The 23,746-nt window shown below is 38.8% G+C and carries 20 protein-coding genes; 1 reads left to right on the top strand and 19 read right to left on the bottom strand.

The annotated features are described in order from the left end of the window. Positions 1-11: 11 nt before the first annotated feature. The 19 genes from F4694_RS01935 to F4694_RS01845 all read right to left on the bottom strand — a co-directional run bounded on the left by F4694_RS01935 (position 12) and on the right by F4694_RS01845 (position 20,712). A complete protein-coding gene (locus tag F4694_RS01935) occupies positions 12-245 on the bottom strand; it encodes a CsbA family protein (protein ID WP_179595209.1) in 234 nt (77 codons plus the stop codon). A gap of 83 nt (positions 246-328) precedes the next feature. Next, entirely contained in the window at positions 329-1,270 is a 942-nt protein-coding gene (locus F4694_RS01930) for a cation diffusion facilitator family transporter (protein ID WP_179595208.1), read from the bottom strand. Positions 1,271-1,341: 71 nt separating this feature from the next. Further along, positions 1,342-1,710: an ArsR/SmtB family transcription factor gene (locus F4694_RS01925; RefSeq protein ID WP_179595207.1), complete on the bottom strand. Its 369-nt coding sequence runs from the start codon at positions 1,708-1,710 to the stop codon at positions 1,342-1,344. A 128-nt stretch (positions 1,711-1,838) separates the two neighbouring features. Further along, complete coding sequence (locus F4694_RS01920) at positions 1,839-2,420, bottom strand: putative ABC transporter permease (protein ID WP_179595206.1); 582 nt, start codon at positions 2,418-2,420, stop codon at positions 1,839-1,841. Between the two features lie 139 nt (positions 2,421-2,559). Continuing rightward, positions 2,560-3,753 carry a PDZ domain-containing protein gene (locus tag F4694_RS01915; protein ID WP_179595205.1) on the bottom strand — a complete coding sequence of 398 codons (1,194 nt, stop codon included), beginning with the start codon at positions 3,751-3,753 and terminating at the stop codon, positions 2,560-2,562. Between the two features lie 276 nt (positions 3,754-4,029). Next, entirely contained in the window at positions 4,030-5,484 is a 1,455-nt protein-coding gene (locus F4694_RS01910; RefSeq protein ID WP_179595204.1) for a S41 family peptidase, read from the bottom strand. Positions 5,485-5,654: 170 nt separating this feature from the next. Beyond that, positions 5,655-6,932 (bottom strand): murein hydrolase activator EnvC family protein, encoded by a 1,278-nt coding sequence (locus F4694_RS01905; protein ID WP_179595203.1) that lies wholly within the window; start codon positions 6,930-6,932, stop codon positions 5,655-5,657. A gap of 96 nt (positions 6,933-7,028) precedes the next feature. Beyond that, entirely contained in the window at positions 7,029-7,922 is an 894-nt protein-coding gene (ftsX, locus tag F4694_RS01900; RefSeq protein ID WP_179595202.1) for a permease-like cell division protein FtsX, read from the bottom strand. Then, complete coding sequence (gene ftsE, locus F4694_RS01895; protein WP_179595201.1) at positions 7,912-8,598, bottom strand: cell division ATP-binding protein FtsE; 687 nt, start codon at positions 8,596-8,598, stop codon at positions 7,912-7,914. Before ftsE ends, ftsX begins: the two co-directional genes overlap by 11 nt. Positions 8,599-8,892: 294 nt before the next feature. Beyond that, positions 8,893-9,216: a cytochrome c551 gene (gene cccB / locus F4694_RS01890; protein ID WP_179595200.1), complete on the bottom strand. Its 324-nt coding sequence runs from the start codon at positions 9,214-9,216 to the stop codon at positions 8,893-8,895. A 51-nt stretch (positions 9,217-9,267) separates the two neighbouring features. Further along, a complete protein-coding gene (locus tag F4694_RS01885) occupies positions 9,268-10,131 on the bottom strand; it encodes a YitT family protein (RefSeq protein ID WP_179595199.1) in 864 nt (287 codons plus the stop codon). A gap of 218 nt (positions 10,132-10,349) precedes the next feature. Further along, a protein-coding gene (prfB, locus tag F4694_RS01880; RefSeq protein ID WP_179595198.1) for a peptide chain release factor 2 occupies positions 10,350-11,451 on the bottom strand; the annotation gives its coding sequence in 2 pieces (ribosomal slippage) (positions 10,350-11,378 and positions 11,380-11,451; 1,101 coding nt in all). Positions 11,452-11,811: 360 nt separating this feature from the next. Beyond that, positions 11,812-13,590 (bottom strand): multiheme c-type cytochrome, encoded by a 1,779-nt coding sequence (locus F4694_RS01875; RefSeq protein WP_179595197.1) that lies wholly within the window; start codon positions 13,588-13,590, stop codon positions 11,812-11,814. A 225-nt stretch (positions 13,591-13,815) separates the two neighbouring features. Next, positions 13,816-14,844, bottom strand: a complete 1,029-nt coding sequence (locus F4694_RS01870; protein WP_179595196.1) for a cytochrome c3 family protein — start codon at positions 14,842-14,844, stop codon at positions 13,816-13,818. Between the two features lie 158 nt (positions 14,845-15,002). Next, positions 15,003-16,097 (bottom strand): cytochrome c3 family protein, encoded by a 1,095-nt coding sequence (locus F4694_RS01865; protein ID WP_179595195.1) that lies wholly within the window; start codon positions 16,095-16,097, stop codon positions 15,003-15,005. 212 nt (positions 16,098-16,309) lie between these two features. Next, positions 16,310-17,275, bottom strand: coding sequence for a 6-bladed beta-propeller (locus F4694_RS01860; RefSeq protein WP_179595194.1), 966 nt, complete (start codon positions 17,273-17,275; stop codon positions 16,310-16,312). Between the two features lie 16 nt (positions 17,276-17,291). After that, on the bottom strand, positions 17,292-17,999 hold the full coding sequence (locus tag F4694_RS01855; RefSeq protein WP_179595193.1) for a tetratricopeptide repeat protein: 708 nt from the start codon (positions 17,997-17,999) through the stop codon (positions 17,292-17,294). 133 nt (positions 18,000-18,132) lie between these two features. Further along, a complete protein-coding gene (locus tag F4694_RS01850) occupies positions 18,133-19,284 on the bottom strand; it encodes a NapC/NirT family cytochrome c (RefSeq protein ID WP_179595192.1) in 1,152 nt (383 codons plus the stop codon). Positions 19,285-19,308: 24 nt separating this feature from the next. After that, entirely contained in the window at positions 19,309-20,712 is a 1,404-nt protein-coding gene (locus tag F4694_RS01845) for a NapC/NirT family cytochrome c (RefSeq protein WP_218895482.1), read from the bottom strand. A 497-nt stretch (positions 20,713-21,209) separates the two neighbouring features. On the opposite strand from F4694_RS01845, the gene secA reads away from it, so the two are divergent. Then, positions 21,210-23,723 (top strand): preprotein translocase subunit SecA, encoded by a 2,514-nt coding sequence (gene secA / locus F4694_RS01840; RefSeq protein WP_179595191.1) that lies wholly within the window; start codon positions 21,210-21,212, stop codon positions 23,721-23,723. Positions 23,724-23,746 lie beyond the last annotated feature (23 nt).

The following is a 23,746-nucleotide window of genomic DNA, read 5'->3' as shown; positions in this document are numbered from 1 at the left end:
AAGTTGAGTGTTTACGTTTTTTTAAAAACTCGTGGTTTCATTTTTGCAGCCAGCCAAAATCCAGCTGTAAGCGAAAAAGCATCGACCACAATCAGCAGGAAATTGTTCGTATAGCCTTTATACACAGAAGCAGCAATGAGTCCAACGGTTAAGGCAAGGCCAATGATCCGATTGTATGTGACCCGAGTAAATAGCAATACGAGTAAACCAGGCAATATAAATGCCGATATATATTCAATAGCCAATGGGTCCACCTCATTCATACATTACTGTGTATATATTTTAGAAATTAATTCACAAAATTGCAACAAAAACTTATCGAATATCTTTAGTTACATGTTCCATGCGGGCTAGGGCAGCCAACTTCCGCCTTTTCAACTTGAATTGTACTATGTTCAATGTGAAATTCATCATGAAGTATTTTTTGTGATCGAGCGAGAATGTCGTCATGGATTGCGTCATTTAAAATGGTAATATGGCAGCTCAATACTGGATATCCGGAAGTTATTGTCCAAATGTGTAAATCATGAACTTCCTTTACTAATGGGATTTTACTAAGTGCCTCTTTAACCTGATGAATATCGATTTGTGTCGGTGCACCCTCCATTAGAATATGGAAAGAATCCTTTGTAACACGGAAACCACTAATAATGATTAATACAGCGACAATGACACTCGCTATTGGATCCGCAATCGTCCAGCCGAAAAACATAATCAGCAAGGCAGCGACTATGGCTCCGACCGATCCGAGCATATCCCCCAGCACATGTAAGAAGGCACTTCGAACATTGAGATTATCATCCCTATCACCGCTCATTAAAATACAAGCGGCGATAATGTTCACTACTAATCCTGTAATCGAGATCATTAACATTCCCGTACTTTGAACTTCAGGCGGAGCAAAGAATCGTTGTAATGCTTCATAAAAAATATATAAGGAAATGACGATTAGGGTAATCCCATTTAAAGCCGCCGCAATAATTTCAAAACGCTTGTATCCGTACGTTTTTTCCTGTGACACCTGTTTTTCCCCAAGCTTGATGGCGAAAAAACTCAGTCCAAGCGCTGCAGCGTCACTTAACATATGCCCGGCATCAGATAATAAGGCTAAGCTATTGGTTAAAAATCCACCGATAACTTCAACAATCATAAAAACCGAAATCAAAATAAATGAACTTAACAGTGCTTTTTTATTACTTGTATGTGAATGACCGTGTCCATGACCATGTGAGTGCCCATGCGAATGTCCATGATGATGATGGTGTCCCATAAATATCTCTCCCAACTATAGTTGACTCTAGTTTAATCTTATCTGTTTTTTGTGATACGTTTTGAAAACCTTTACTCTCGTCCTGCCACCTCTTGTTGATGTTCAAAGGCAATATGAATAAGCTGTTTCACATGATCATCATCAAGAGAATAATAGACTAACTTTCCTTCCTTCCGGTATTTTGCAAGCCCCATGCTTTTTAAGTGACGTAAATGATGGGAAGCTGTTGCCGTTGTAGCTCCGACAATATTCGCCACATCACATACACAAAGCTCATCTTCAAGTGTAAGTGCATAGGCTATTTTCATTCGCGTTTCATCGGACAGGGCTTTAAATATCTTGGTTACCTCAAAAATATTGCTTATTTCTACTAAAGGCTGGAGCCTTGTAGTTTTATGGTCATCAACACAAGTTACCTCGCAAATATCTCGATCCTTCATTTCATCACCTCATACATTCAAATCTTTATTTGATTATATGATATTCAAATCATCATTTGAATGTCAAACATTAATATTTTTTTAAAAAAAATAACTCCTTCTTAATTTTGCTGAAGGAGTTGGATTTATTATTGAATTGGATTAGGTGATTCTGTATTATCGAGAGCTCGGGTAGAGTGTCTGCGAATGGACAAAGCCAGTTCTGCAATGAAATATAAAATAATCCCTGGCCATATCCATGTCCAAAACATTTGTGCTATACCGTAAAGAGAAACGATCGAAGGATGAACCCACTTTAAACAGGAGAAGGATAGCAGAATCCAGCATAGTGAGAATGGCAGACAAATATGTCCTTGTATTTGCATAGGCATATTTGAATAGTCCCACCATTGCCGTTGAAAAAACTTCTGAAGTAATGCACCACTTATGTATTCTATCAAGGTTGGAATAAAGAAACATAACAAAAGGACAATACCCCAATTTGTTTCAGGACCTATTAAATAAACCAAGGTTAAAGGGGCAAAACCATACATCGGCTTAAATGGTCCGTGAAAAAAATTCGGCTTAAAAAATTGACGCCTTGTAACGTAACTATAGCTGTTTTCCAACAGCCACCCAAACAAGGAATAGATAGTGAAATAAAATACAACGGATGAAACTGCTTCAAAGTTCAAATTTGCAGGAGTGTAAAAGTCTAAGAAACTAATCATATGGCTACCACCTTTCTTGGATATGAATTTCCCATTTTAGGTTTAGCTGGCTAGCTTCCAAATATACCGAAAAATATTGATTTAAAATCCGATTTATAAAGAAAAAAAGCCAAAGGAAATAGTCCCTTGACTTTGTACTTTATCCTATTTTTTCATCATATTTATTTTGGTCCTGTACAAAAAGTATGCCTAACTCGTAATGGTCCCCCTCATACAAAGCACGTTGAACGAAACGGACCTCACCATTTATATCTAAAACCTCAAGCTTACAATGGGCTCGATTTTTTTGTAACGCTTCATAAAAAACGTGCTCATCACGAATCATAACGCCATTAACCTTTGAAATGATCTCTCCTACTTGGAGGCCCATTTTATCAGCAGGTGATTGTGGAATAATCCCAATAATCATTAAGCCGTTGTTTTTCTTAGAAAAGTAAAAAGGTAAATTATCATCCTTCAACCGCTGCATTAGGGAAATGAGCTCACGTCCGATAATGGCCAGGGCTGCCACCACAATAGATATAAGCGGATACCAATAACCAATAACAGACAGTACGAATGTCAAAATCCCCAATGATAGTACTTTACGGCCATGCAACTGAATTGACTGTTTTGGCAGCATACCTTGGATTTGCTGATTAAAACCGACAGCAAACGGAACAAGGAGTAGCGAGTAGGACTCCGCTCCAATATGGAAAACTGGCCACCAGTCAAATGGCAGCGTCAGAACATCCCCAGGAATTAGGAGAAACACAGGCAGCAGCCAGAGTCGTTTCACTTCATGAGCACCGACACTCTGCCCTCGCTTACTTTTTACAAGTTTGGGAGAGGATCCAATATTTGCATTTCTACTAATAAGAATCCCTTCAGAAATTAATAGGAGTGCCATCAAAATCACCACAGAAGGGTAGACCTTTTCGTCTATACTTTGAAATGCCTCTTTAAAGAATGGAATATTCCAGTCATATTCAGCGATTAAAATAACTCCGAAAAATGCTGCCCCCACCGTGTAGACTGGCGACATTAACCGTATATTAGTTGTTAAACTCCATAATAGCGTAAAGACCACGATTAGAAGGATGGCTGCAAATGGAACGCTTAGACCCGCGGTGACTGTGAGAATGGAAATCACAAGACCCAAAATCAAACCTAATGGGAATAACTGTCGAAGTTCAAAATAAGCATCAAAAGTCCGGGTGTGGAAGTTTTTTCGTTCTCTTTTTACTCTTGAAACTCCCAGAATTCCGGATAGGAAAATGAGATAGTAAAAAACAGGCTGAAGAAAGAGTCTTCCTGTCCCTTTTAACAGCTCATAAAGCCATAATTGCACCAATTTTCTGCCACCTGCCTCTATCATAAATTCTACTAATCTTGCTCTAAAGATTATTTTACCAAAATTGAGGAGTAAAACCTATTGCTAGTTTCTTGAAAAAATAAAAAAATGTCGAATTATCAGGGGAAACAGATGCACATTAGTAAATGTTTATCTTGGTTATCTGTTAATTCTTTGGTATTCAACAATATTTCCAAGGAAATTCACGACATAACTAACTATTTCTGATTTTTTTGTCGCAAATAAAAACAGAGACAGATGTCTCTGTTTTCGTGTTTATTTTAAAATTAGTCTCAATGCCGTTTGCAGCTGGATGTCGTTTTTCTCTTTTTTCATTTCTTTTAGTGCCTCTTCTTCAAGCTTAGCAGCCGTTTTTGCATCAATTTTTCCAGTTGGCTCAAGATTGTGGTTTTGCTGGAAGGCTTTAACTGCTGTACTTGTTTCAGAACTAAAATAACCATCTGTACGTCCTGGTGCAAACCCTAAACCACCCAATATTTCTTGTGCATTTTTGACCTGTTCATTATTCATATCCTCTTTAAGCGGTTCTTCAACTTGAAGCGGATGCGTATCAAAAATGGCTGGTTGTTTGACTTCTACGTCCGGTTGAATCCCTTTTTTGTGGATCCAATTACCATCCGGTGTCAGCCACTTATATAGTGTCAGCTTAATATTGCTGCCATCCCCCATCGGAACAGCCTGCTGTACCGTTCCCTTACCAAAAGTGGTTTCTCCGACCAATTGGTAACCAGCAGCTTCTTTTAAGGCCCCTGCCAATATTTCTGAGGCTGATGCACTGCCTTTATTAATGAGGACCGCAACTGGATATTCTTTTTTCTCTGTAAGAGTGGAGAAATGACGTTCTTTATCCCCATTCCTTTGTTCAATTTGAATAATCGGCTTATCCTTTGTAACGAATTCTTTTAGGATATCCTCAACACTTACTAGCAAACCTCCAGGGTTTCCACGGACATCTATGATTAGGCCTTCAATATCTTTTTTCTCTAAGGAAGTTAGTTCCTCTTTAAAATCGGCCGCAGTATCTTGGGAGAAAGAGGTAATTTCAATATAACCGATATTTTTTCCATCTTGTTTTTTAACAGCGGAATGAATGGTTTCCAGTGGAATTTCATCACGAGTTACTTTAATCGTAAGAGGTTCCTTCAGGCCCTTCCGTCCGATTTCCAACGTTACCTTTGTTCCTTTTTTTCCGCGTATCTTTAACGTCGCTTTATTAAGGTCAAGACCTTCAACACTCTTGCCATCTACTTTCAATATTTCATCATTTGGCTTCAGGCCTGCTTTTTCAGCCGGAGAATTTTTAAATGGTGATATAATGACAATTTTCCCGTCGACCATCCCCACTTCTGCACCAATACCTTCAAAGGAAGATTCTAAAGCTTGATTGAATTGCTGTGCTGTTTCCTTATTCATATAAACAGAATAGGGATCATCTAAGACGGTTAGCATTCCTTGAATGGCTCCCTCCACCAGGGTGTCACTGTCTACCTTTTCAACATAACGGCTCAAGATTAACTCATAGGCCTGATTAACCTTTGCAAGGTTCTCTGTATCAGGCTGGCCTGTTACAACTGTTTCTGTTTGGGTTAATGTCTGTTCAAGCTCCGTGTTTTCCTCTGTTCTATCAAACCATTGCATTCCAGCATATGTGCCCCCCGCTCCCGTTAGAAGCGATCCAACCATCATTAGGGCAATCCATTTTCTGTTCATCCCGTTCCCCCTCATGTGCAGCATCTATTGACGATCATTATTGAAAAATAGCGTCTCTTTCCTGCCCGTTTATTAACTATTATGTAAGGTTTGGACGAGTTATGCCTTAAAGTTCAGGTTCAGTTTTGGGGACAAAAAAAGGAAGAAGCATGGCTTCTCCCTTAATCTTATTATGGCATTGGTACAATACCGACTGGATTGATTGCGTTACTCTTACTTGCATTCCATTCCCCTCTATGAAGTTCAAAATGCAAATGTTTGCCGGTAGAGTCACCGGTATTGCCCATAATTCCAATTTGCTGACCCTTTCTCACAACTGCTCCGGAGCTAACGGAACGAGTTTCCATATGAGCATATACCGTAGTATACGTCTGACCATTTATCGAATGGGCAATAAAAACGACGTTTCCATAGCTGCTAGATAAATAGGATTGAATGACGACACCGTCAGCCGCAGCCCAAATTGGTACACCTGCAGCACGATTTGCTATATCAATTCCAAAATGCGTTGCACCCCATCGACCGCCAAAACCTGATGTAAAGGTTCCATTCGCTGGCATGGTGAATGCTCCACTTGATACTGGTGCAGTTGGTTGTGGAGAGGTACTTTCTCCTCCACCGTTCCCTGAGCCTGAATTATTATTTGCGGCGGCAGCGGCAGCAGCTGCTTCCTCTTGACGTTTCTGTTCAAGTGCAATGGCCTTTTGGATGGCTGCAGATTGTGCAGCAAGTAATTGAGCCTCTTCTTGAAGTTCCATTTTATGCTCATGAATTTCTTCTTCTTGCTGTTCAAGAGTAGCTAATAACTGATCCTGTTCCGCCCTTTGGGCATTCAATTGTTGATTCAACTTTTCTAAATCAGCAAGCATGGTCTGGACACTCGCAAGCTCTTCTTCTAGCTTGGCCTGATTTTCCTCTAGACTCTTTTTATCCGCTTCATGCTGTTTTAAAATATCCTGGTCTGCCTGCATGATTGTTGCCACCGCATTGGCACGGTCAATAAAGTCACTGAAGTTATGTGAGCCCATTAATACATCAAGGTAACTAACCATTCCGCCTGTTTCTTGATAGTTACGGGCGCGCTCCTTCAAAAGCTCATTTCGCTTTTCAATTCTCTCTTTTGTAACTTTTATTTCTTCTTGGAGTCTAGTAATTTCTGCCTTGGTCTCCTCCAATTCAGCTGTTTTATCGCTAATTTTCTTATGCGTATCACCGATGGCCATATCAATGCGTGTCATTTGTTCTTTCACATCAGACTGCTGTTCATTTAAACTATTAATCTGTTTATCAGCATCATTTATAGTTGATGATATTTCCGACTTTTCTTTTTCAATTTGATTTTGCTGATCCTTTAAACTTGAAATCGAAGCCGCTTCAGCAAATCCACCAAAAAAGTTGCTCATCAAAATTGTTCCTGCAACAGCCGTAGTTAGTATTTGTTTTTTCAAAGTCCAATTTCTCCTCCCTATTTCTATTTATGTACGAGTGAATCTATAACAGTAATCAGGAAGGACATCTTTCACTGCCCTTCCTGAAAAATTCTTTTATACCTTTAAGAACTTTCTAACTGACATTACACTGCCCCAAACTCCGATTAAGGCGCCCATTAAAATTAAAACCCCTGACACCTGGTAAACAAACGGATTAAAGGGAAGAATTTGTATAAAGTTCCCTACTAATTTTGGCGCTAGATATTCATAAGCGTTATAGTATGCAATTGAGATTAAGATAATTGGCAGGATTGCACCAAGAATACCAAGCCATAATCCTTCAAGGAAGAATGGCCACCTAATAAAATTGTTCGTTGCTCCTACCAGTCTCATAATCTTAATTTCTCTACGTCTAGCAATAATGGTAATTTTTATTGTGTTCGAAATTAAAAAGACTGCCGTAAAGAATAAACCTGCAATTAATACAATACCGACATTTCGGCTTGCTTTTATAAAGTTAAATAGTTTTTCAACGGTTCCCTTACCGTAAACAGCCTTCGTGACATACTGGAGTTTTCCAATTTGATTCGCTGCCTTCATTGTATCCTGTGGATTTTTCGTTTTTACGATAAATACATCGTTAAGTGGATTATCTTGTTCAAATAGTTTGAATGCTTGTCCATCCTCACCCATACTCTTAATTAACTCTTCAAGCTCCTGCTCCTTGGATGAAAACTTAACACTCTGAACTTCTGAAATATTTTCTATCTCACTTTTTAACTTCTGCTGGTCCTCTGCATTCGCAGCAACATCGATATGAACGCGAATTTGTACGTCCTCTTCAATGGTTTCGGCCACTTTATTAAGATTCATCATAATCACGAAAAAGACACCGACTAAAATGAGCGTTACCGTTACCGCACTAACTGAGGCAAACGTCATCCAGCCATTCCTACCGATACTCTTAAAGCTTTCAGTCGCATGACGGCCAAGAGTTCTAATTTTCATAACCGTAATCACCTCTTTGTTCATCACGCGCGATTTTTCCTGCCTCAATCGCAATTACACGATGTTTAATTGTGTTGACGATTTCCCGATTATGGGTTGCCATGACGATGGTGGTACCCCTGTTATTAATTTCTTCAAAGATATTCATAATTTCCCATGATGTCTCGGGGTCAAGGTTACCTGTAGGCTCGTCAGCTATGACTATCTTAGGTGAGTTAACGATGGAGCGTGCAATCGAAACACGTTGCTGCTCTCCTCCCGATAACTCTGTCGGAAGCATTCTTGCTTTATGTTTTAGATTAACGAGATCAAGGACTTCCATCACGCGCTTCTTAATAAACTTAGGCTGAGCTTCAATAACCTCAAGTGCAAAGGCTACATTCTCATAAACGGTTTTCGTTGGCAGTAGTTTAAAATCTTGAAAGACTACACCAAGATTGCGTCGGAAAATCGGAACTTTTTTGTTCTTTATTTTTGCAACGTTAACACCATTCATTGTAATAGTACCAGAGGTCGGAACTTCCTCTCGATACATCATTTTAATAAAAGTAGATTTACCTGCACCACTTGGACCAACCACATAAACAAATTCGCCTTGATTAATCCGTACGTCTATTCCATTTATGGCTGTAACCCCATTTGGGTATTTTTTAAATACATCTTGCATTTCTATCATTTAGATCACCTTTGTAAGTTAGTTTCGAAACAATAAGATTCGACAACAACCTCTTATTTTCTTGCATAAAAACAAAATCCTAGACAAAATACTGCAGGATTTCGCACAATTTCATTATAACACTCTATAGGCTTAAAAAAAGCGGTAAAAATATTACAGTTTCTTTTCAAAACCTACATTAATTGTTATTTACATCCAATATTTTTCGACAAAATTTAACAATATCTTAATAAAGTAACATAGATCCCCAAAAAATAAAAAACGTCCTGTAAAATCACAGAACGTTTATGTAAATTACTTTTTAGCTGCCAACCAGTCAGCAACCTTGTCTAGATCGTCGCCTTCGATAAGGCCAGCTGGCATTCCGCCATCCGTACCATTTTTAATGATGCCGGCAATTTCATCCTTTGATTTGCTTGCTCCTACTGCTGTAAGGTCAGGTCCCATACCACCCTTTAAGTCACCGCCATGACAGCTTGAGCATTTTTGTGAATAAATTTTTTCAGCATCCCCGCCAGCAGCAGTGTCGCCTCCAGCTTCGTCATCCCCGCCGCCACAGGCAGCCAGACCCATAACTAAAGCTGTTCCCAATACCATTTTTAGCAGCTTTTTCTTCATCGCTACTCCCCCTTCAGAAAAAATTACCATACAAGGAATAGTATAGCAGTATTAAGCCCTTTTGAAACCTTCCCCCAACACTTCAGAAGCATCCATAACAACAACAAACGCAGATGGGTCAAGGGATTTAACCAATTGTTTCAATTTTGTGAACTCCCGTTGATCGACTACACACATAAGTACCGGCCGCTCATTATCTGTAAATCCACCATAAGCCGATAGTTTTGTCACACCTCGATCGATCTTATTTAAAATCCCCTCACGTACTTCTTCTTGCCTGTTTGTAATAATCATTGCGGTTTTCGATCTGCCAAACCCAACCTGAACTAAATCTATCGTTTTGCTTGTTACATATAAGGCTATTAATGCATATAATCCTCGTTCGATATCGAAGACAAGAGCCGCAGAGAGGACGATGAGTCCATCAATTAGAACAACGCTTGTACCAAGGGTTAGCCCTGTGTACTTTGTTATGATTTGTGCCGCTAAATCCGTACCGCCCGTTGAACCATTTCCCCTAAATACAATTCCTAATCCGAGCCCTACAACAATTCCACCGAACAGTGCTCCAAGCAAGGCATCATTTGTCCAAGGATCAATATTCTTTGTTAGGAAAACCACAAAAGGCAAGAATATCGTTCCTACGAGCGTTTTAACTCCAAATTGTTTTCCTAAAAAAATTACCCCTGCAATAAACAATGGAATATTAAAAGCCCATTGGACATAGGCCGGCTCCCAGCCGAATACGCTTAATAAAATCGTACTAATACCGCTTACGCCTCCCGACGCAATTTGATTTGGCAAGAGAAATACATTAAAGGCGAGCGCAATAATCGCGGATCCGATTAAAACATTTATGTATTCTAAGGCACTTACAAATTTTGGTGCAGGCTGATTGTTTCTTCTTTTATTCATAGTGCAATTCCCCTCTATATTACCATTTTGCTATAATTTTCTTACTTAACCGAAGTGAGTATAGCATGGCAATAATTTGCTGTAAATGGTATTCAGATAACGCATTAAAGGGATAAATTTTTATATAGTATTTGTTATTATAAGCATTTAATGAAAGAATAATGATTTACTGCAAAAATAATGCCCTCGCCACTTTGGTGGCAAAGGCAATTGTTTTATTATGAAATTCTTGATCGCAGGTAAGCGTCAATAAATGGATCTAAGTCTCCATCCATAACTCCCTGAACGTTTCCGCTTTCGGTATTTGTACGATGATCCTTAACCATTGAATAAGGATGAAAAACGTACGAACGGATTTGACTTCCCCAGCCAATTTCCTTCTGTTCCCCGCGGATTTCGAGTAATTCTTTTTCTTGTTGTTCTATTTCTCGTTGATAAAGCTTTGCTTTCAGCATTTTCATTGCTGCTTCACGGTTCTTAATCTGCGAACGTTCTGATTGACAGGTTACCACAACGCCGGTTGGTGTGTGGGTAATCCTCACGGCAGAATCAGTTGTATTGATATGCTGTCCTCCAGCACCACTGGCACGATACGTATCTATTTTAAGATCCTCTGTACGGATATCAATTTGAATCTCATCATTAAATTCCGGCATAACTTCACACGATACAAACGATGTGTGGCGGCGTCCTGAAGCATCAAAGGGTGAAATTCGCACTAATCTGTGTACACCTTTTTCCGCCTTTAAATAACCGTAGGCATTGTGACCTCTTATAGCCAAGGTTACGCTTTTAATTCCCGCTTCATCACCTGGAAGATAGTCAAGAGTTTCCACCTTAAATCCCTTTTTCTCAGCCCAACGTGTATACATGCGCAGTAACATAGAGCCCCAGTCCTGTGACTCGGTCCCGCCAGCACCTGGGTGCAGCTCTAAAATGGCATTGTGTTTATCGTATTCTTCACTTAGAAGCAGCTGGAGTTCAAAATCATTTAGTCTAGATGTTAGATTTGTTAATTCATCTTCAAGCTCTGCCTGTAATTCCGCATCGCTTTCTTCTTTCACAAGCTCGTAGCTCACTTCTAGATTCTCAAATGTTTCAAACATTTGGGTAAACTCATTAACCTGATCCTTTAGTGCATTGGCTTCACCTATGACAGTTTGGGCTGCCTGCTGGTCATTCCAGAAATCAGGATGAAGCATTTGATCATCCAGTTCAGCTATACGCGCTTCCTTATTTTCAAGGTCAAAGAGACCCCCTAAAGTCCGCTAAACGTTTAGCTGTTTTTTCAAGTTCATTTCGAATTTCTGCTAATTCCATTTTCTTCACCTCTATAAAAAATACGTTCAGTTTCTAGCATATGTCATGGGCGTTCGTATGTTCCTTTTACATTATAGCCTGTTATGCGGGGAAATTTCAAAAATGAATACATTTAAAGGATCTGGAATCTGTGGATAACATTACTTATCAACAATTAAACCATCCAAAGATAATAAGTTCTCCCATGCTACTGTGGATAAGTATACATATTTGTTTTTTTGTTTTTGAATAATCAAAAAACTTATCCACATATCTACAAATTCACAGTACTTATAAACAATCCTATCGTTAAAATAAAATAATATTACTACTTATCAACACAACAAAAAAACGAGAGGATTTTCCCCTCGTTTTTCACTATTAATTTTCTTGTATAGAAACAGGGTCGATTTTTTTAGGTCCATGAGCAGCTTCTATCATCGATTTATTGGCACCACCATGACAAGTTGAACACCCCTCTATATCTGTTGCCTGATGACCTAAAATAAGCTGATCTGCACCATTTCTTTCTTTAAATGTACTTGTACTTCCATAAAGCTCAGTGGTATTGTTATGACACTTCAGACAGAATTGCCGCTCATTGACGGCATCCCATACAGTGCCTATTGATTTAAATTTATCATTCTCTGCAACTTTTACATTACCAAGTGATTCTCGGAGTAGCATAATATTGTTAGATCCATGTGTTTCATGACAATCTGCACATGTGATTTGACCATCTAATCCACTGCCATCTTTAGCCGTAATATTATGACCGGATTCCGCTATTATGGCTTCATCCTCGTAATATTGTTTAATATTAGAAGCTTTCTTACCATCATGGCAATTCAAGCATAACGTAAAATCTTCCGCCTTACCCGTTGCTGTACCTGCCTTTTTATAAGTGAGAGTCTGGAAGTGACTCACACCCGTAGGTTGAACACTTTGCAGTCTCGCTGGATTTTCTGCCGTCCAAGAAGCATGTGGGTTATGACAGCTTGTGCAAGATTCAGAGTTTTTAGCATCTGCAGCTACATGTTGATTATGCTTGTTTGTACTATTATATTTATCGGGCATTGGAGAACCATTCGTTCCATCATGGCAGACCATACAGAAATTGTCTTCGGACGCCCCATATTTACCGCCTTCTAGAGTCGGAGTTTCTCCGTTATGAGTACTATGGCAATACGCACATGCATTTGTGTTGTTTGCATAGTTTCCGTGAATATCTCCTATATGATATACATTCGTAGTTGTAAATTTAAAGAATTTAGGATATATTCTATTTCCAAGTTCATTGGTAATTGACGGATTTACATAAACATAATAGGTAGTACTTGGATCCAGTTGGACTAATGGAGTGAAAGTAACGACGTAATCTCCATCTTTATTTCTTTTAGGAATCATTCCTTCTAGATCTTCTTTACTCTTAATTTCTCCCTTATTCGATGAGATCAACAAAGGTTGAGTATAGGTTAAAGTTCCAGTTTCTCTAATTATCACCATAATTTTTGAGTTAAGAGCTACTTGGGTCATATCTTCCGCAGATAAGTATCCACTTTCATCCGTGATGCCGTCAGGGATAATTTTCACATCTACAACCGTTGGCCTAGGAACGACTTCATCATTAATTTCAGTGGGGGTTCCAACTGAAACCGAAGCACTGACAGGAGCTTCCTCCACAATCGTATTTTGTTTTTCAACAACCGTTTTCTGCTCTTTATTTACTTCTTTTGTAACGATAATGGTCATTGGCTTTTCGACAGAGTTCCCTTCTGCATCCATAAGAACAAAGGAGATTGGATGGATTCCATCATTGAATTGTTTTGAATAAACCCAATTACCCTTTTGAGCATCAATTGAAATCCTTAATTGGCCCTCGCTCGTTATTTCAATTGGATCACTATTTGAATCGAGCTTCTCATATACTCTTAGCGAAAGCTGCTCTGGCGGTGTGCTATCGTCAGATATATTACCTGTAATTTCAACCATTGCATTATCAAACACCGTCACTTCACTTGGGCTTAACATTTCTAAATAAGGATCACCCTGAGCTGAAAGCACAATGTCAGCAGGAGAATAAAGAAGGAAAGAACTAAGGAAAACGCTCGAAATGACAATATATGAAAATAACCTTCGTCTATAGTTCGTCCTCTTCATAAAATCCACCTTTTTCTCTTTACAATTTTTATAGTTAATACCTTCAAAATAATTATATCAACTGATTTAACATTAATTATCATAGTTAAGTAATACTTTTTGACAATTTCGTAACAGACTGAAATAATAAAACAAGGCAGTAATAAAACTATTACTACCTTGTTTACGCACCTAACGGAAACACCAAATGGTTAACAAATAGTGAGGCTATTTGTTAGCCTTTTTTTATCTAGTTGGTTTTCCTTGGTAGTTTCCACCTGCTACAGGAGGTGTATCAATCTTAGCTGTGGATTGGTGACATGACCAGCATACAGCCATGTTCGTATACTTCTTAATAGCAGAGCCGCCAGCACTGATATCTTTCATGTATGCCTCTGCTTGTTCTTGACTCCAGCCTTGCTTCCTATAATCAGCCACTGTTTTTCCAGCAGTATCTTTTAGAAGCGTAATATCTGTACCGTGAGCGTAGTGACAGCTTGCACAGTTACGTCCAGCCTTGTAACTGCTTGTTGTATGTGTATAATGACCATCAACTCTTGCTGTTGTTCTTGATTTCAAGTAATCTTCATGACAAGTTGAACAGAAGTTTGAATAAACTCGTTGCGGTACGTCAGGCAGATCTTGGTTTACAAAAACAGGACCTTTTGATTGATAGATCTTTAATCCAGTAGGACCCGTACTCGCATTAATGGCACTATAAGCAGGGTCTTCGACTAATTCAAGATCAATCGCCTTAGTTGAATATGTTTTTCCATTTACAGTTGTTTTTAATAAACGATCATTTACTGATCCGTGTGGATTGTGACAGCTAGAACATTGTAATTCTTCCTCGTTCGCAGTTAAAGAGCCAGGTGCTGAATCAATTGCTACTGTACCTACATTGTGCATAGATGAACTATTGTGTGAACTATTGAAAACTCCTGCACCGGAGCTTTTTTCTACGTTATAAAAGCCCAATGTACCATCGTGGCAAGTTAAACAAAGATCAGACTCAGTTTCTTCAAATTTTAATAATGTTGCACTATCCCCGTTGTGGGTACTATGACAGTTGCCACAAGAGTTTGTGTTGTTTTGGAAATTTCCGTGTGTTCTGTGTGTGGCTTCATTTCCATTGTTATCGATTGTTCCGACATTAATACCAGGTGCAGGATTACTTGGAGTGGGAACAAACTCCGCTGCAGATGCAAATGCGGCAAACATGCTAAATAAAATTAGCGTGAACAATGCCGTAAAGCCAATTTTCATCTTGCTCATATCTTTAAACCTCCCAAATTACTTTCTCTCTTTTTCTCTCTCTAGTTAAAAGCTAGTATAATATCGATAGAGAACAAGGTAGTAAATATTGATTACTACCTTGTTTTCCAAAACTCTTTTTTAGGAGCTAACAAATAGTAGGGCTATTTGTTGGCTTTTTATCTAATATTGGCCTTTTCATTAAATGTAGGAATCATTTTGTTATATCTTGAGCTCCATACATAGTTCCAAAGTTCCCCAGTACCATTGTTTGGATCTCCAACTTGAGCAGGCATTGGTGTATCAAGTGGATGACTTGAAGTATGACAAGTCCAACATACAGACATGTTTGTATACTTCTTGTTAGCAGAACCGCCAGCACTTACATCTTTCATATACTTAATAGCAGTTTCTTTTTCCCAACCTGCTGCCACGTAATCAGCAATGGTCTTACCAGCTGTGTCTTTTAAAAGAGTAATATCGGTACCGTGCGCATAGTGACAGCTTGCACAGTTACGTCCAGCAGAAGAGCTATTTGTAGTATGTGAGTAATGTCCACTCTTCGCACTTTGTGTTCCACTGCCAGCTAGATACGAATCATGACAAGTTGAACAGAATGCAGCATAAGTCACTTTATCAGCATTCTCTTTTGGACCAATTGATTTTGTAATCTTTAATCCAGAATTTGTAGAGCTGCTATTGATAGCGGCAAATGCAGGATCCTCAGTCAACGCAAGTTTGATTGGCGTTGTGGAATATGTTACACCAGCAACTGTTTGTTTTAATAAACGGTCGTTAGTTGATCCGTGTGGATTGTGACAGCTAGAACATTGTAATTCGTCTTCTACTTTATTATCGTAAGCACCAGGTGCTGAATTGATTGCAACAGTCCCTACGTTATGCATTGAAGAACTTTCATGAGATGAATTGAATGTTCCTCCACCTGCACCTTGACCTAAGACGTTATAGAAACCTAATGTGCCATCATGACAGGATAAACATAAATCAGATTCAGTTTTTTCAAACTTCAATAATGTTGCACTTTCACCATTGTGAGTACTGTGACAGTTCCCACAAGAGTTTGTATTGTTTTGGAAATTACCGTGTGTTTTGTGTTGGTTCACATTACCATTGTTATCAATGGTTCCTACATGTATATCTGGTGCCGGGTTGCTAGGTGTTGGAGTAAACTCCGCAGCAGAGGCAAAGGCAGCAAACATGCTTAGTAGAATAAGCGTGAACAATGCAGTAAATCCTAATTTGACCTTGCTCATTACTAAAACCTCCCAAATTTCTTTTCTCTCTCTCTTTTTTTCTCTACTATTTCTTGACCTATAAAAGAAATATTACTTATTTTCCTCGCATCACCACCTTAATGAAACCACCCCTGTAAACTACGACACATTGTAGGGAGGAAATTTAATGTGACGTATTTCACAAGATTGCTAGATTAATTGTGCAAATATCCCTTTGATAAAAGTCTATTTTAATAGAAGATTGAAATTCTTTGGTTAATCGTATCCGTTACGTAAATTGCATTCCTATCATCAATATAAAGACCGTTTGGAAGATAAAGCTGGCCATTTTCTGTTCCCATACCACCTAAAACTAATACTTCATTTCCATCCTTGTCATATGCATATACGTTGTGAGATAAATTACTAACTACGTACACCGTTCCATTAGAATCAACACCCACGCCCCTTGGATTTACAAATAAAGGGGTTCCTTTTCCATCCTTTGAACCATTAATAATTCTGACAAACTTGCCCTCTTTATCAAAAATTTGCACTCGGTTGTTTCCAGAGTCTGTAACATAGATCTGGTCATCCTTATCCACCGCTACTGCGTTCGGCGCAATGAACTTTCCTTCATCCTGTCCTGAACCACCGATTTCCATTAGCTTTTTTCCCTCTAGATTCAATACGTAGACTTTATTTTCTTTGATATCTGTCACGTACAATTTTTCATCATATATACGTAACCCGCCAGGAGACTGGATAACCTTGTCTTGATCTGGGAAGTACTTAATAAACTCACCCTTAGTATTAAAAATAGAAATCTTCCCATTATACATATCAGCTACATAAATATTTTCATCCTTATCTCCGGCAATTCCGTACGGGAACTGAAATTGTCCTTCGTCTGCTCCCTCTTTACCGAATTTAAAAACGTTATTTCCTGATTGATCAAATACTTGGACCTGTTTATTTTTAGTGTCCGTAACATAGATAAGTTCACCAATTTTTGTTACATCCATCGGCTTATTAAGCGGTTCTTCAAAGCTGCCGTAAAATGATTGTCTAAATTCTGGATCACCGCTAGTGGGGTTAGCCGCAGCAACGATAGGTTTCAGCGATGGCCCTAAATCTAAAAGGGTGATGGCCGAGAATAAAGCTACAGAAAGTACAACCATTGCACTCATCCAGATATATGTTGTTACCTTTTTCAATTCTAGTCATCTCCTTTTATTTGCTGTCCTTATCTTTTCCAGCTAGTTTGGTAAGAGCTTCAGAGGCTGGCTTATATAGTGGATCATAACTTAATGCTTTCTTATATAACTCCTCAGCGTCTGTTACATTCCCTTGGTCTTCTGCTACTCTGCCCATTTCAAAGATAATATCATTATTAACAGGCATTAATTTATCTGCTTCTTGAAGAGATACCAATGCTTCTTTATACATCTTTAGTTTTCTATAAACCATACCTTCTAAAAGGTGCCCCTTATAATCTCTTGGAGCTAGTTCGACTACCTTATTAGATTGCTTAAGTGCATCGTCATAACGTTCCTGGTCATTATATACAAGCCCTAAGTTAAAATAGGCTCCAACATTTTTCTTATCTAAATCTATTGCGGTCTGTAATTGCTTAATTGCTTCCTCATTATTACCATTTAAATGATAGGAGTAACCTAGATTCACACGATGGTCTGGTTTGTTCGGCTCTTTACTTACTAGTTCTTCATAATAGGCTACTTGCTGCTCTATTCTGCTCTGATCTTCATTGGACCAAAAGAATTTATCACTGATAAAGTAACCGCCAATTAAGCTAATAAATAAAGAAGCAAGAATTAAAGAGATTCCCTGCACTTTCGTAAAACGATCATTTTTCTTAGTAATTCTTGTTTCCTTTGATGTTTCTGGTTTTTCTAAAATTGGGAGTTCATGGGCCTCCATAAGAATCCTCCTCATGGTTCATCTATTTTTCTTAGAAAATCTTGAAAATTATTTACGAAGATTGAAACCTACAAAAGCTCAAACTCTTTATTTTCAAAATTACTATAAAGCCCAAGCGTACTTGGGCTTTTACTTATTTGTGACAATTACTGCATGTCTTTTTGACATGGCATGTGTAACAGCTTTCTTGTGGTTTCGTATTATTACCAACTGATACAGGGTGATTTTCCATCCATTTGTTCAGGTGTTTCTTTTGGTGACATGATGAACAGTTAACAGTATTGTTACTAGCTGTGCCTGTTTTATTTTCTTCGTGGCAAGTGAAACAAGTTTCTTGATTCTTGCTCGCTTCTGTTCCATGACTGCTAAAGAAAGAATTGTTATGACTTGCTGGGCGTGCTTTATGACAATCAATGCAGAAAGTGTTTTCTTTTGCATAGGTGTTTGCGTTCTTGTTCAACCCTTTGTTCTCAGAACTCAAATATTTCGCCAGGACAGAAGTTTCCTCATACCCTACAATCTCTTTTGTTGACATATACTTATGACACGAATTACAGTCATTTAATTCTGCTTTCGCTTGTTTTCCATGTGAGCTTGTTTTAAAATTAGCTTTTTCATGGCTCTCTGGAATCATGCCCGTCGTATGGCAGGCACTACATTCTGTTGTTATTTGTCTAGATTCATGACATTCCATACATGTGTCCATCGTAGGACGTGTCCATTTAAGGTCAGCCATTGCAGCTACCCCTAAATCCTTATCCCATTTATCGTAATCCGTTTTAAAGGTCATTTCCCGATCTGCAATTTCTCCATGCGCTACTCCACTATGACATTGAATACAAGTAACATCTTCATCTTTGTGTTTATCATGCGGAATAATGATATCTCCAGAAACTGTGAATTCGCGTTGCAACACATTATGGCAGCTTTCACAATTACTATCTGGAATCTCTTCTGGCATTCGGATTGGTGCTACATTTTGATTATCACTTTTGTTTACAGCTTTAGTAATTAATGCAACTTTTTCCTTCGCTGTCTGCTTAAACCCTGGTTCGATATGACAGTTAACACAATCCACTTCACTATGCGATGATGCCTTCCACGTGTAGTACTCAGGTTTCATCTCATGACATGATGAGCAGAATTTTGAACTAGAAGTTGCTTCCAGCCCAAATACTCCGGCGAAGAGGAAGAGAGCTAGAAACAACACTGTTAGAGTCATAATTTTGTAAAATCTAAGACGAATGCGGGGAGGGCCCGACAGCTGTTTTTGTTCTTCATCCATAAAAGCGTCCCTCCAGAGTAGTTTTTAATTCTTAATATCGTCTTTAAAGCCAGTTCTGTGGCAGTATTGACAATAAACATCTGTTGGTGCTTTTACATCTATTGAGTCAGCCTTTGGTTCTTCACGGTCATGACAGACAAAGCATTCTGCTTTTTGTTCTGCTGTTTTCGCATTATTTGCATGTGAAGTTAAGTATTGATCACTTTCACCGTGACTATTAGGACGGTCTGAGTGACAGGCACTACAGAATTTATTGATTCTTGCCTGCTCTCTTACAACTGTAATGTTTGGTTGATATTTATGTTCTTTGTCTCCTTCCTCAACCTCAGCCATTTTTAATAGGGAGATAAGGTCTTCCTCAGGAATATCTCTAAACCATTTAGAATCCTGATGGCAATCTACACATTTATCTAATTGATTAAGTGCCGTTCCACCATGATTTTGGTTCCAATCCGCAACTTTGTGATCTTCAGGTATATTTACTTCTTCGTGGCATGTTGCGCATGCCATAGAAATTTTGACATCCTTCTGCTGTTTTCCAAGAGCTTCTAGGATAATTTTTTGTGTCTTTTCATCATGTTGAGCAACGGCTTCTTTTGCCTCTTCCTCAGTATTTGCCTCATGCTTTACTGCATTCGATGTTTCTTTAGCTGCTTCTTCAAGGTGCTCTGGATTAGGCGGTACAAGGTACGCTACATCCTTCCAAGGTTTTTCACCGTTGTTTACTTTATCGTGACAGTCAATACAAGTTCCCATATTAGGGGCTAAATATTTCTTTTCCATCATTTTTTGCGCTACGTCTTCTGTCCAATGCCCTCGTACTTCTTCAGTATTGATTCCGCGGGCTGCAATCTTAGCATGAGCAATTCCAGCATGGCAGCTAATACAAGGCACGCCTTCTTCTATATGTCCTTTATGATTAACAATTAAGTCCCCAGACGCTGATACCAGTCGATTTTTCGAGTGGCACTGTAAGCAGTTTTCATCAGACACCGCTTCATGCTCAGTTTGAACAATCTGTTCAGGAATACCCATTACGTGATGATAAACTTCTTTTAATGAAATGACTTTGTGTGTCATCATGTTGACGAAACCTGGTTTAATATGACACTGAACACAGGAGATTTCACTATGTGAACTTGCAGTAAAAGTGGTATATTCTGGTGCCATCTCATGACAGCTAGAACAGAATGATGGAGAGTTGGTGAAAGATATAACTCCATATCCTCCTCCAAAAATAACAATAGACCCAATTAAGGCGACGAATAATGCTTTCCACCTTGTAACCGGATCCTTCCAGTCTATATTTCTCACTTTCTGCCAGAGTCTGCGAAATAGCCCAGGCTTCATCTTATTTTCTCTTGTTTCGGGATCTATATCTTTATTCTTTTTCTTCCCCCAGAAAGCCACTTGACTCACCCTTCCCATTTTTATTTTTCTCTCTCTAATTTTTCTAAGTTAACCTCTCTAATGGTAGTATCTAACATTGCAAAAGTATTTTCCAATGTACAATTTGTGAATATTTTTTCATACTAGCTTCACGTGACCTTCTTCCTAAAAACAACATGTAAACATTGATAATTAAAGGTTTATTTAACAATACAACCGAGTTGTAAACCTCCAATAAAACTAATAATTATACATAAAAATGTATAATAATATAACTTCAACACTTGTTTATCATGAATCTTGAATGATAGTTGCATACATAAAATTGACAATTTTGAAATAATAGAATCAGCAAAACCATTGAACTCGGGAGACTCCTTTTTTGTAAATGTGGCTAAAACGGTAACAATGTTGTCACTCAATTATGGAAGTGGTAAGATATAAAGGATATTTATTGATATTTTTGATAGGATTTTTATGAATATAAAGCGAATTTCTTAAGGTAGAAAATCAGACATAAAGGAGCGTTTCATCATATGATGGGGATTTTAAATAAAGTATTCGATCTAAATAAACGCGAGCTGAAGCGGCTGGATAAAATGGCAAATCAAATTGAGGCTCTAGCACAAGAAACCGAAAAATTAAGCGATGACCAGCTCCGTGAAAAAACAGAAGAGTTTAAGCTTCGCTTTCAAAAAGGTGAAACACTTGATGATTTGCTAATTGAAGCCTTTGCAGTGGTTCGTGAAGGAGCACGCAGGGTTCTTGGTTTATATCCATACCATGTTCAATTAATGGGAGGGATTTCTCTCCATGAAGGAAATATCTCAGAGATGAAAACCGGGGAAGGTAAAACACTTACCGCTACTATGCCGGTTTACTTAAATGCAATCTCTGGAAAAGGTGTACACGTTATTACAGTCAATGAATACTTGGCTAGCCGTGATGCCAACGAAATGGGACAATTATATCAATTTCTCGGACTTACTGTTGGTTTAAATTTAAACAGCATGTCTAAAGAAGAAAAACAGGAAGCATATGCCTGTGACATCACATATGGTACAAACAATGAGTTTGGCTTCGATTATTTACGGGATAACATGGTGCTTTATAAGGAACAAAAAGTACAGCGTCCCCTGTTTTATGCGGTTATTGACGAGGTTGACTCCATTCTAATCGACGAAGCGCGTACACCGTTGATTATCTCTGGTTCTGCTCAAAAGTCTGCCGTACTTTATATTCAAGCGAACGCATTCGTACGGACGCTGACAAGAGATCAAGATTATACCTATGATGAAAAAACAAAAGGTGTTATGTTGACGGAAGATGGTATCAACAAAGCAGAACGTGCTTTTGGGATAGAGAATCTTTTTGATATGTCGCACGTAACTCTAAACCATCATATTAACCAAGCCTTGAAGGCAAATGTCAGCATGCACCTAGATGTTGATTATGTTGTGCAAGATGGTGAAATCGTAATTGTTGACCAGTTTACGGGCCGTTTAATGAAGGGCCGTCGTTATAGTGAAGGCCTGCATCAAGCGATTGAAGCAAAAGAAGGTTTGGAAGTTCAAAATGAAAGCATGACCATGGCAACAATCACCTTCCAAAACTACTTCCGTATGTACGAAAAGCTTGCTGGTATGACAGGTACTGCGAAAACGGAAGAAGAAGAATTCCGAAACATTTATAATATGAACGTTATCGTAATTCCAACCAATAGACCGATTGCACGTGATGACCGCCCAGATTTAATTTATGCTTCCATGGATGGCAAGTTCCGTGCAGTTGTCGAGGATATTGCCGCGCGTAATCAAAAAGGTCAGCCTGTACTTGTTGGTACGGTAGCAATTGAAACATCTGAACTTATATCTAAGTATTTGTTGAAAAAAGGCATCAAACACAACGTATTGAATGCGAAAAACCATGAACGGGAAGCAGAAATTATTGCGGAAGCAGGTCATAAAGGCTCTGTTACCATCGCAACTAACATGGCAGGACGAGGTACGGACATTAAGCTTGGCGAAGGTGTCATTGAATTAGGCGGTCTTGCCGTTATTGGTACAGAGCGACACGAAAGCCGACGGATTGATAACCAGCTTCGCGGTCGTTCCGGACGTCAAGGTGACCCAGGGGTAACGCAATTCTACCTATCAATGGAAGACGAACTGATGCGCCGCTTCGGTTCTGACAACATGAAAGCGATGATGGAACGCCTTGGCATGGACGACACTCAGCCAATTCAAAGTAAAATGGTTTCAAGAGCCGTTGAATCGGCACAAAAACGTGTTGAGGGCAATAACTTTGATGCCCGTAAACAGCTTTTACAATATGATGACGTTCTACGTCAACAGCGTGAGATTATCTACACGCAGCGTGACGAAGTATTAGAATCAGAAAACCTTCGTGAAATTGTAGAAAAAATGATTCATTCTACCATCCAGCGAAATGTTGAAGCACATGCAAACAAGCATGAGGATGAAGAAGAATGGAACCTTCAGGGCATTATCGATTATGTGAATGCCAACTTGCTGCATGAAGGTGACATTAGTTTCGAGCAATTAAAAGGAAAAGACCCAGAGGAAATGACAGAAGCTATATTTGCAAAGGTGAAAGAGCGTTATGATGAAAAAGAACAAATTCTTTCTCCAGAGCAAATGCGCGAATTTGAAAAAGTAGTTACGCTTCGTGCGGTTGATAGCAAGTGGATTGACCATATCGACCAAATGGACCAACTTCGCCAAGGTATCCATCTTCGCGCGTATGGACAAATTGACCCGCTTCGTGAATACCAGCATGAAGGCTTCGCGATGTTTGAGGCAATGGTGCTTTCAATTGAAGAAGAAGCTTCTATGTATATTATGAAGGCTGAAATCCGTAACAACCTAGAGCGCCAAGAGGTTGCAAAAGGACAGGCTGTTAATCCGAAAGAAGACGGAGAAGCAGTTAAAAAGAAACCAAAAGTAAACCAAATCGACATCGGCCGCAATGATCCATGCTATTGCGGCAGTGGAAAGAAATATAAGAACTGCCATGGTGCAGGGAAATAAAGCCATGAAAAAGGACAGCAATT

Origin of the sequence: Neobacillus driksii, assembly GCF_013409995.1 — a bacterium.
Taxonomy (GTDB): Bacteria; Bacillota; Bacilli; order Bacillales; family Cytobacillaceae; genus Neobacillus; species Neobacillus driksii.
This window is presented reverse-complemented; position numbering and strand designations above follow the sequence as displayed.

What these genes read in the sequence shown, in the direction of transcription:
- F4694_RS01910 (WP_179595204.1), bottom strand. Translation starts at nt 5,484, where the DNA reads ATGAACAGAAAATGGATTGCCCTAATGATGGTTGGATCGCTTCTAACG.
- secA (WP_179595191.1), top strand. Translation starts at nt 21,210, where the DNA reads ATGATGGGGATTTTAAATAAAGTATTCGATCTAAATAAACGCGAGCTG.
- F4694_RS01855 (WP_179595193.1), bottom strand. Translation starts at nt 17,999, where the DNA reads ATGGAGGCCCATGAACTCCCAATTTTAGAAAAACCAGAAACATCAAAG.
- F4694_RS01875 (WP_179595197.1), bottom strand. Translation starts at nt 13,590, where the DNA reads ATGAAGAGGACGAACTATAGACGAAGGTTATTTTCATATATTGTCATT.
- ftsX (WP_179595202.1), bottom strand. Translation starts at nt 7,922, where the DNA reads ATGAAAATTAGAACTCTTGGCCGTCATGCGACTGAAAGCTTTAAGAGT.
- F4694_RS01865 (WP_179595195.1), bottom strand. Translation starts at nt 16,097, where the DNA reads ATGAGCAAGGTCAAATTAGGATTTACTGCATTGTTCACGCTTATTCTA.
- F4694_RS01870 (WP_179595196.1), bottom strand. Translation starts at nt 14,844, where the DNA reads ATGAGCAAGATGAAAATTGGCTTTACGGCATTGTTCACGCTAATTTTA.
- F4694_RS01845 (WP_218895482.1), bottom strand. Translation starts at nt 20,712, where the DNA reads ATGGGAAGGGTGAGTCAAGTGGCTTTCTGGGGGAAGAAAAAGAATAAA.
- F4694_RS01850 (WP_179595192.1), bottom strand. Translation starts at nt 19,284, where the DNA reads ATGGATGAAGAACAAAAACAGCTGTCGGGCCCTCCCCGCATTCGTCTT.
- F4694_RS01885 (WP_179595199.1), bottom strand. Translation starts at nt 10,131, where the DNA reads ATGAATAAAAGAAGAAACAATCAGCCTGCACCAAAATTTGTAAGTGCC.
- F4694_RS01925 (WP_179595207.1), bottom strand. Translation starts at nt 1,710, where the DNA reads ATGAAGGATCGAGATATTTGCGAGGTAACTTGTGTTGATGACCATAAA.
- ftsE (WP_179595201.1), bottom strand. Translation starts at nt 8,598, where the DNA reads ATGATAGAAATGCAAGATGTATTTAAAAAATACCCAAATGGGGTTACA.
- F4694_RS01920 (WP_179595206.1), bottom strand. Translation starts at nt 2,420, where the DNA reads ATGATTAGTTTCTTAGACTTTTACACTCCTGCAAATTTGAACTTTGAA.
- F4694_RS01930 (WP_179595208.1), bottom strand. Translation starts at nt 1,270, where the DNA reads ATGGGACACCATCATCATCATGGACATTCGCATGGGCACTCACATGGT.
- cccB (WP_179595200.1), bottom strand. Translation starts at nt 9,216, where the DNA reads ATGAAGAAAAAGCTGCTAAAAATGGTATTGGGAACAGCTTTAGTTATG.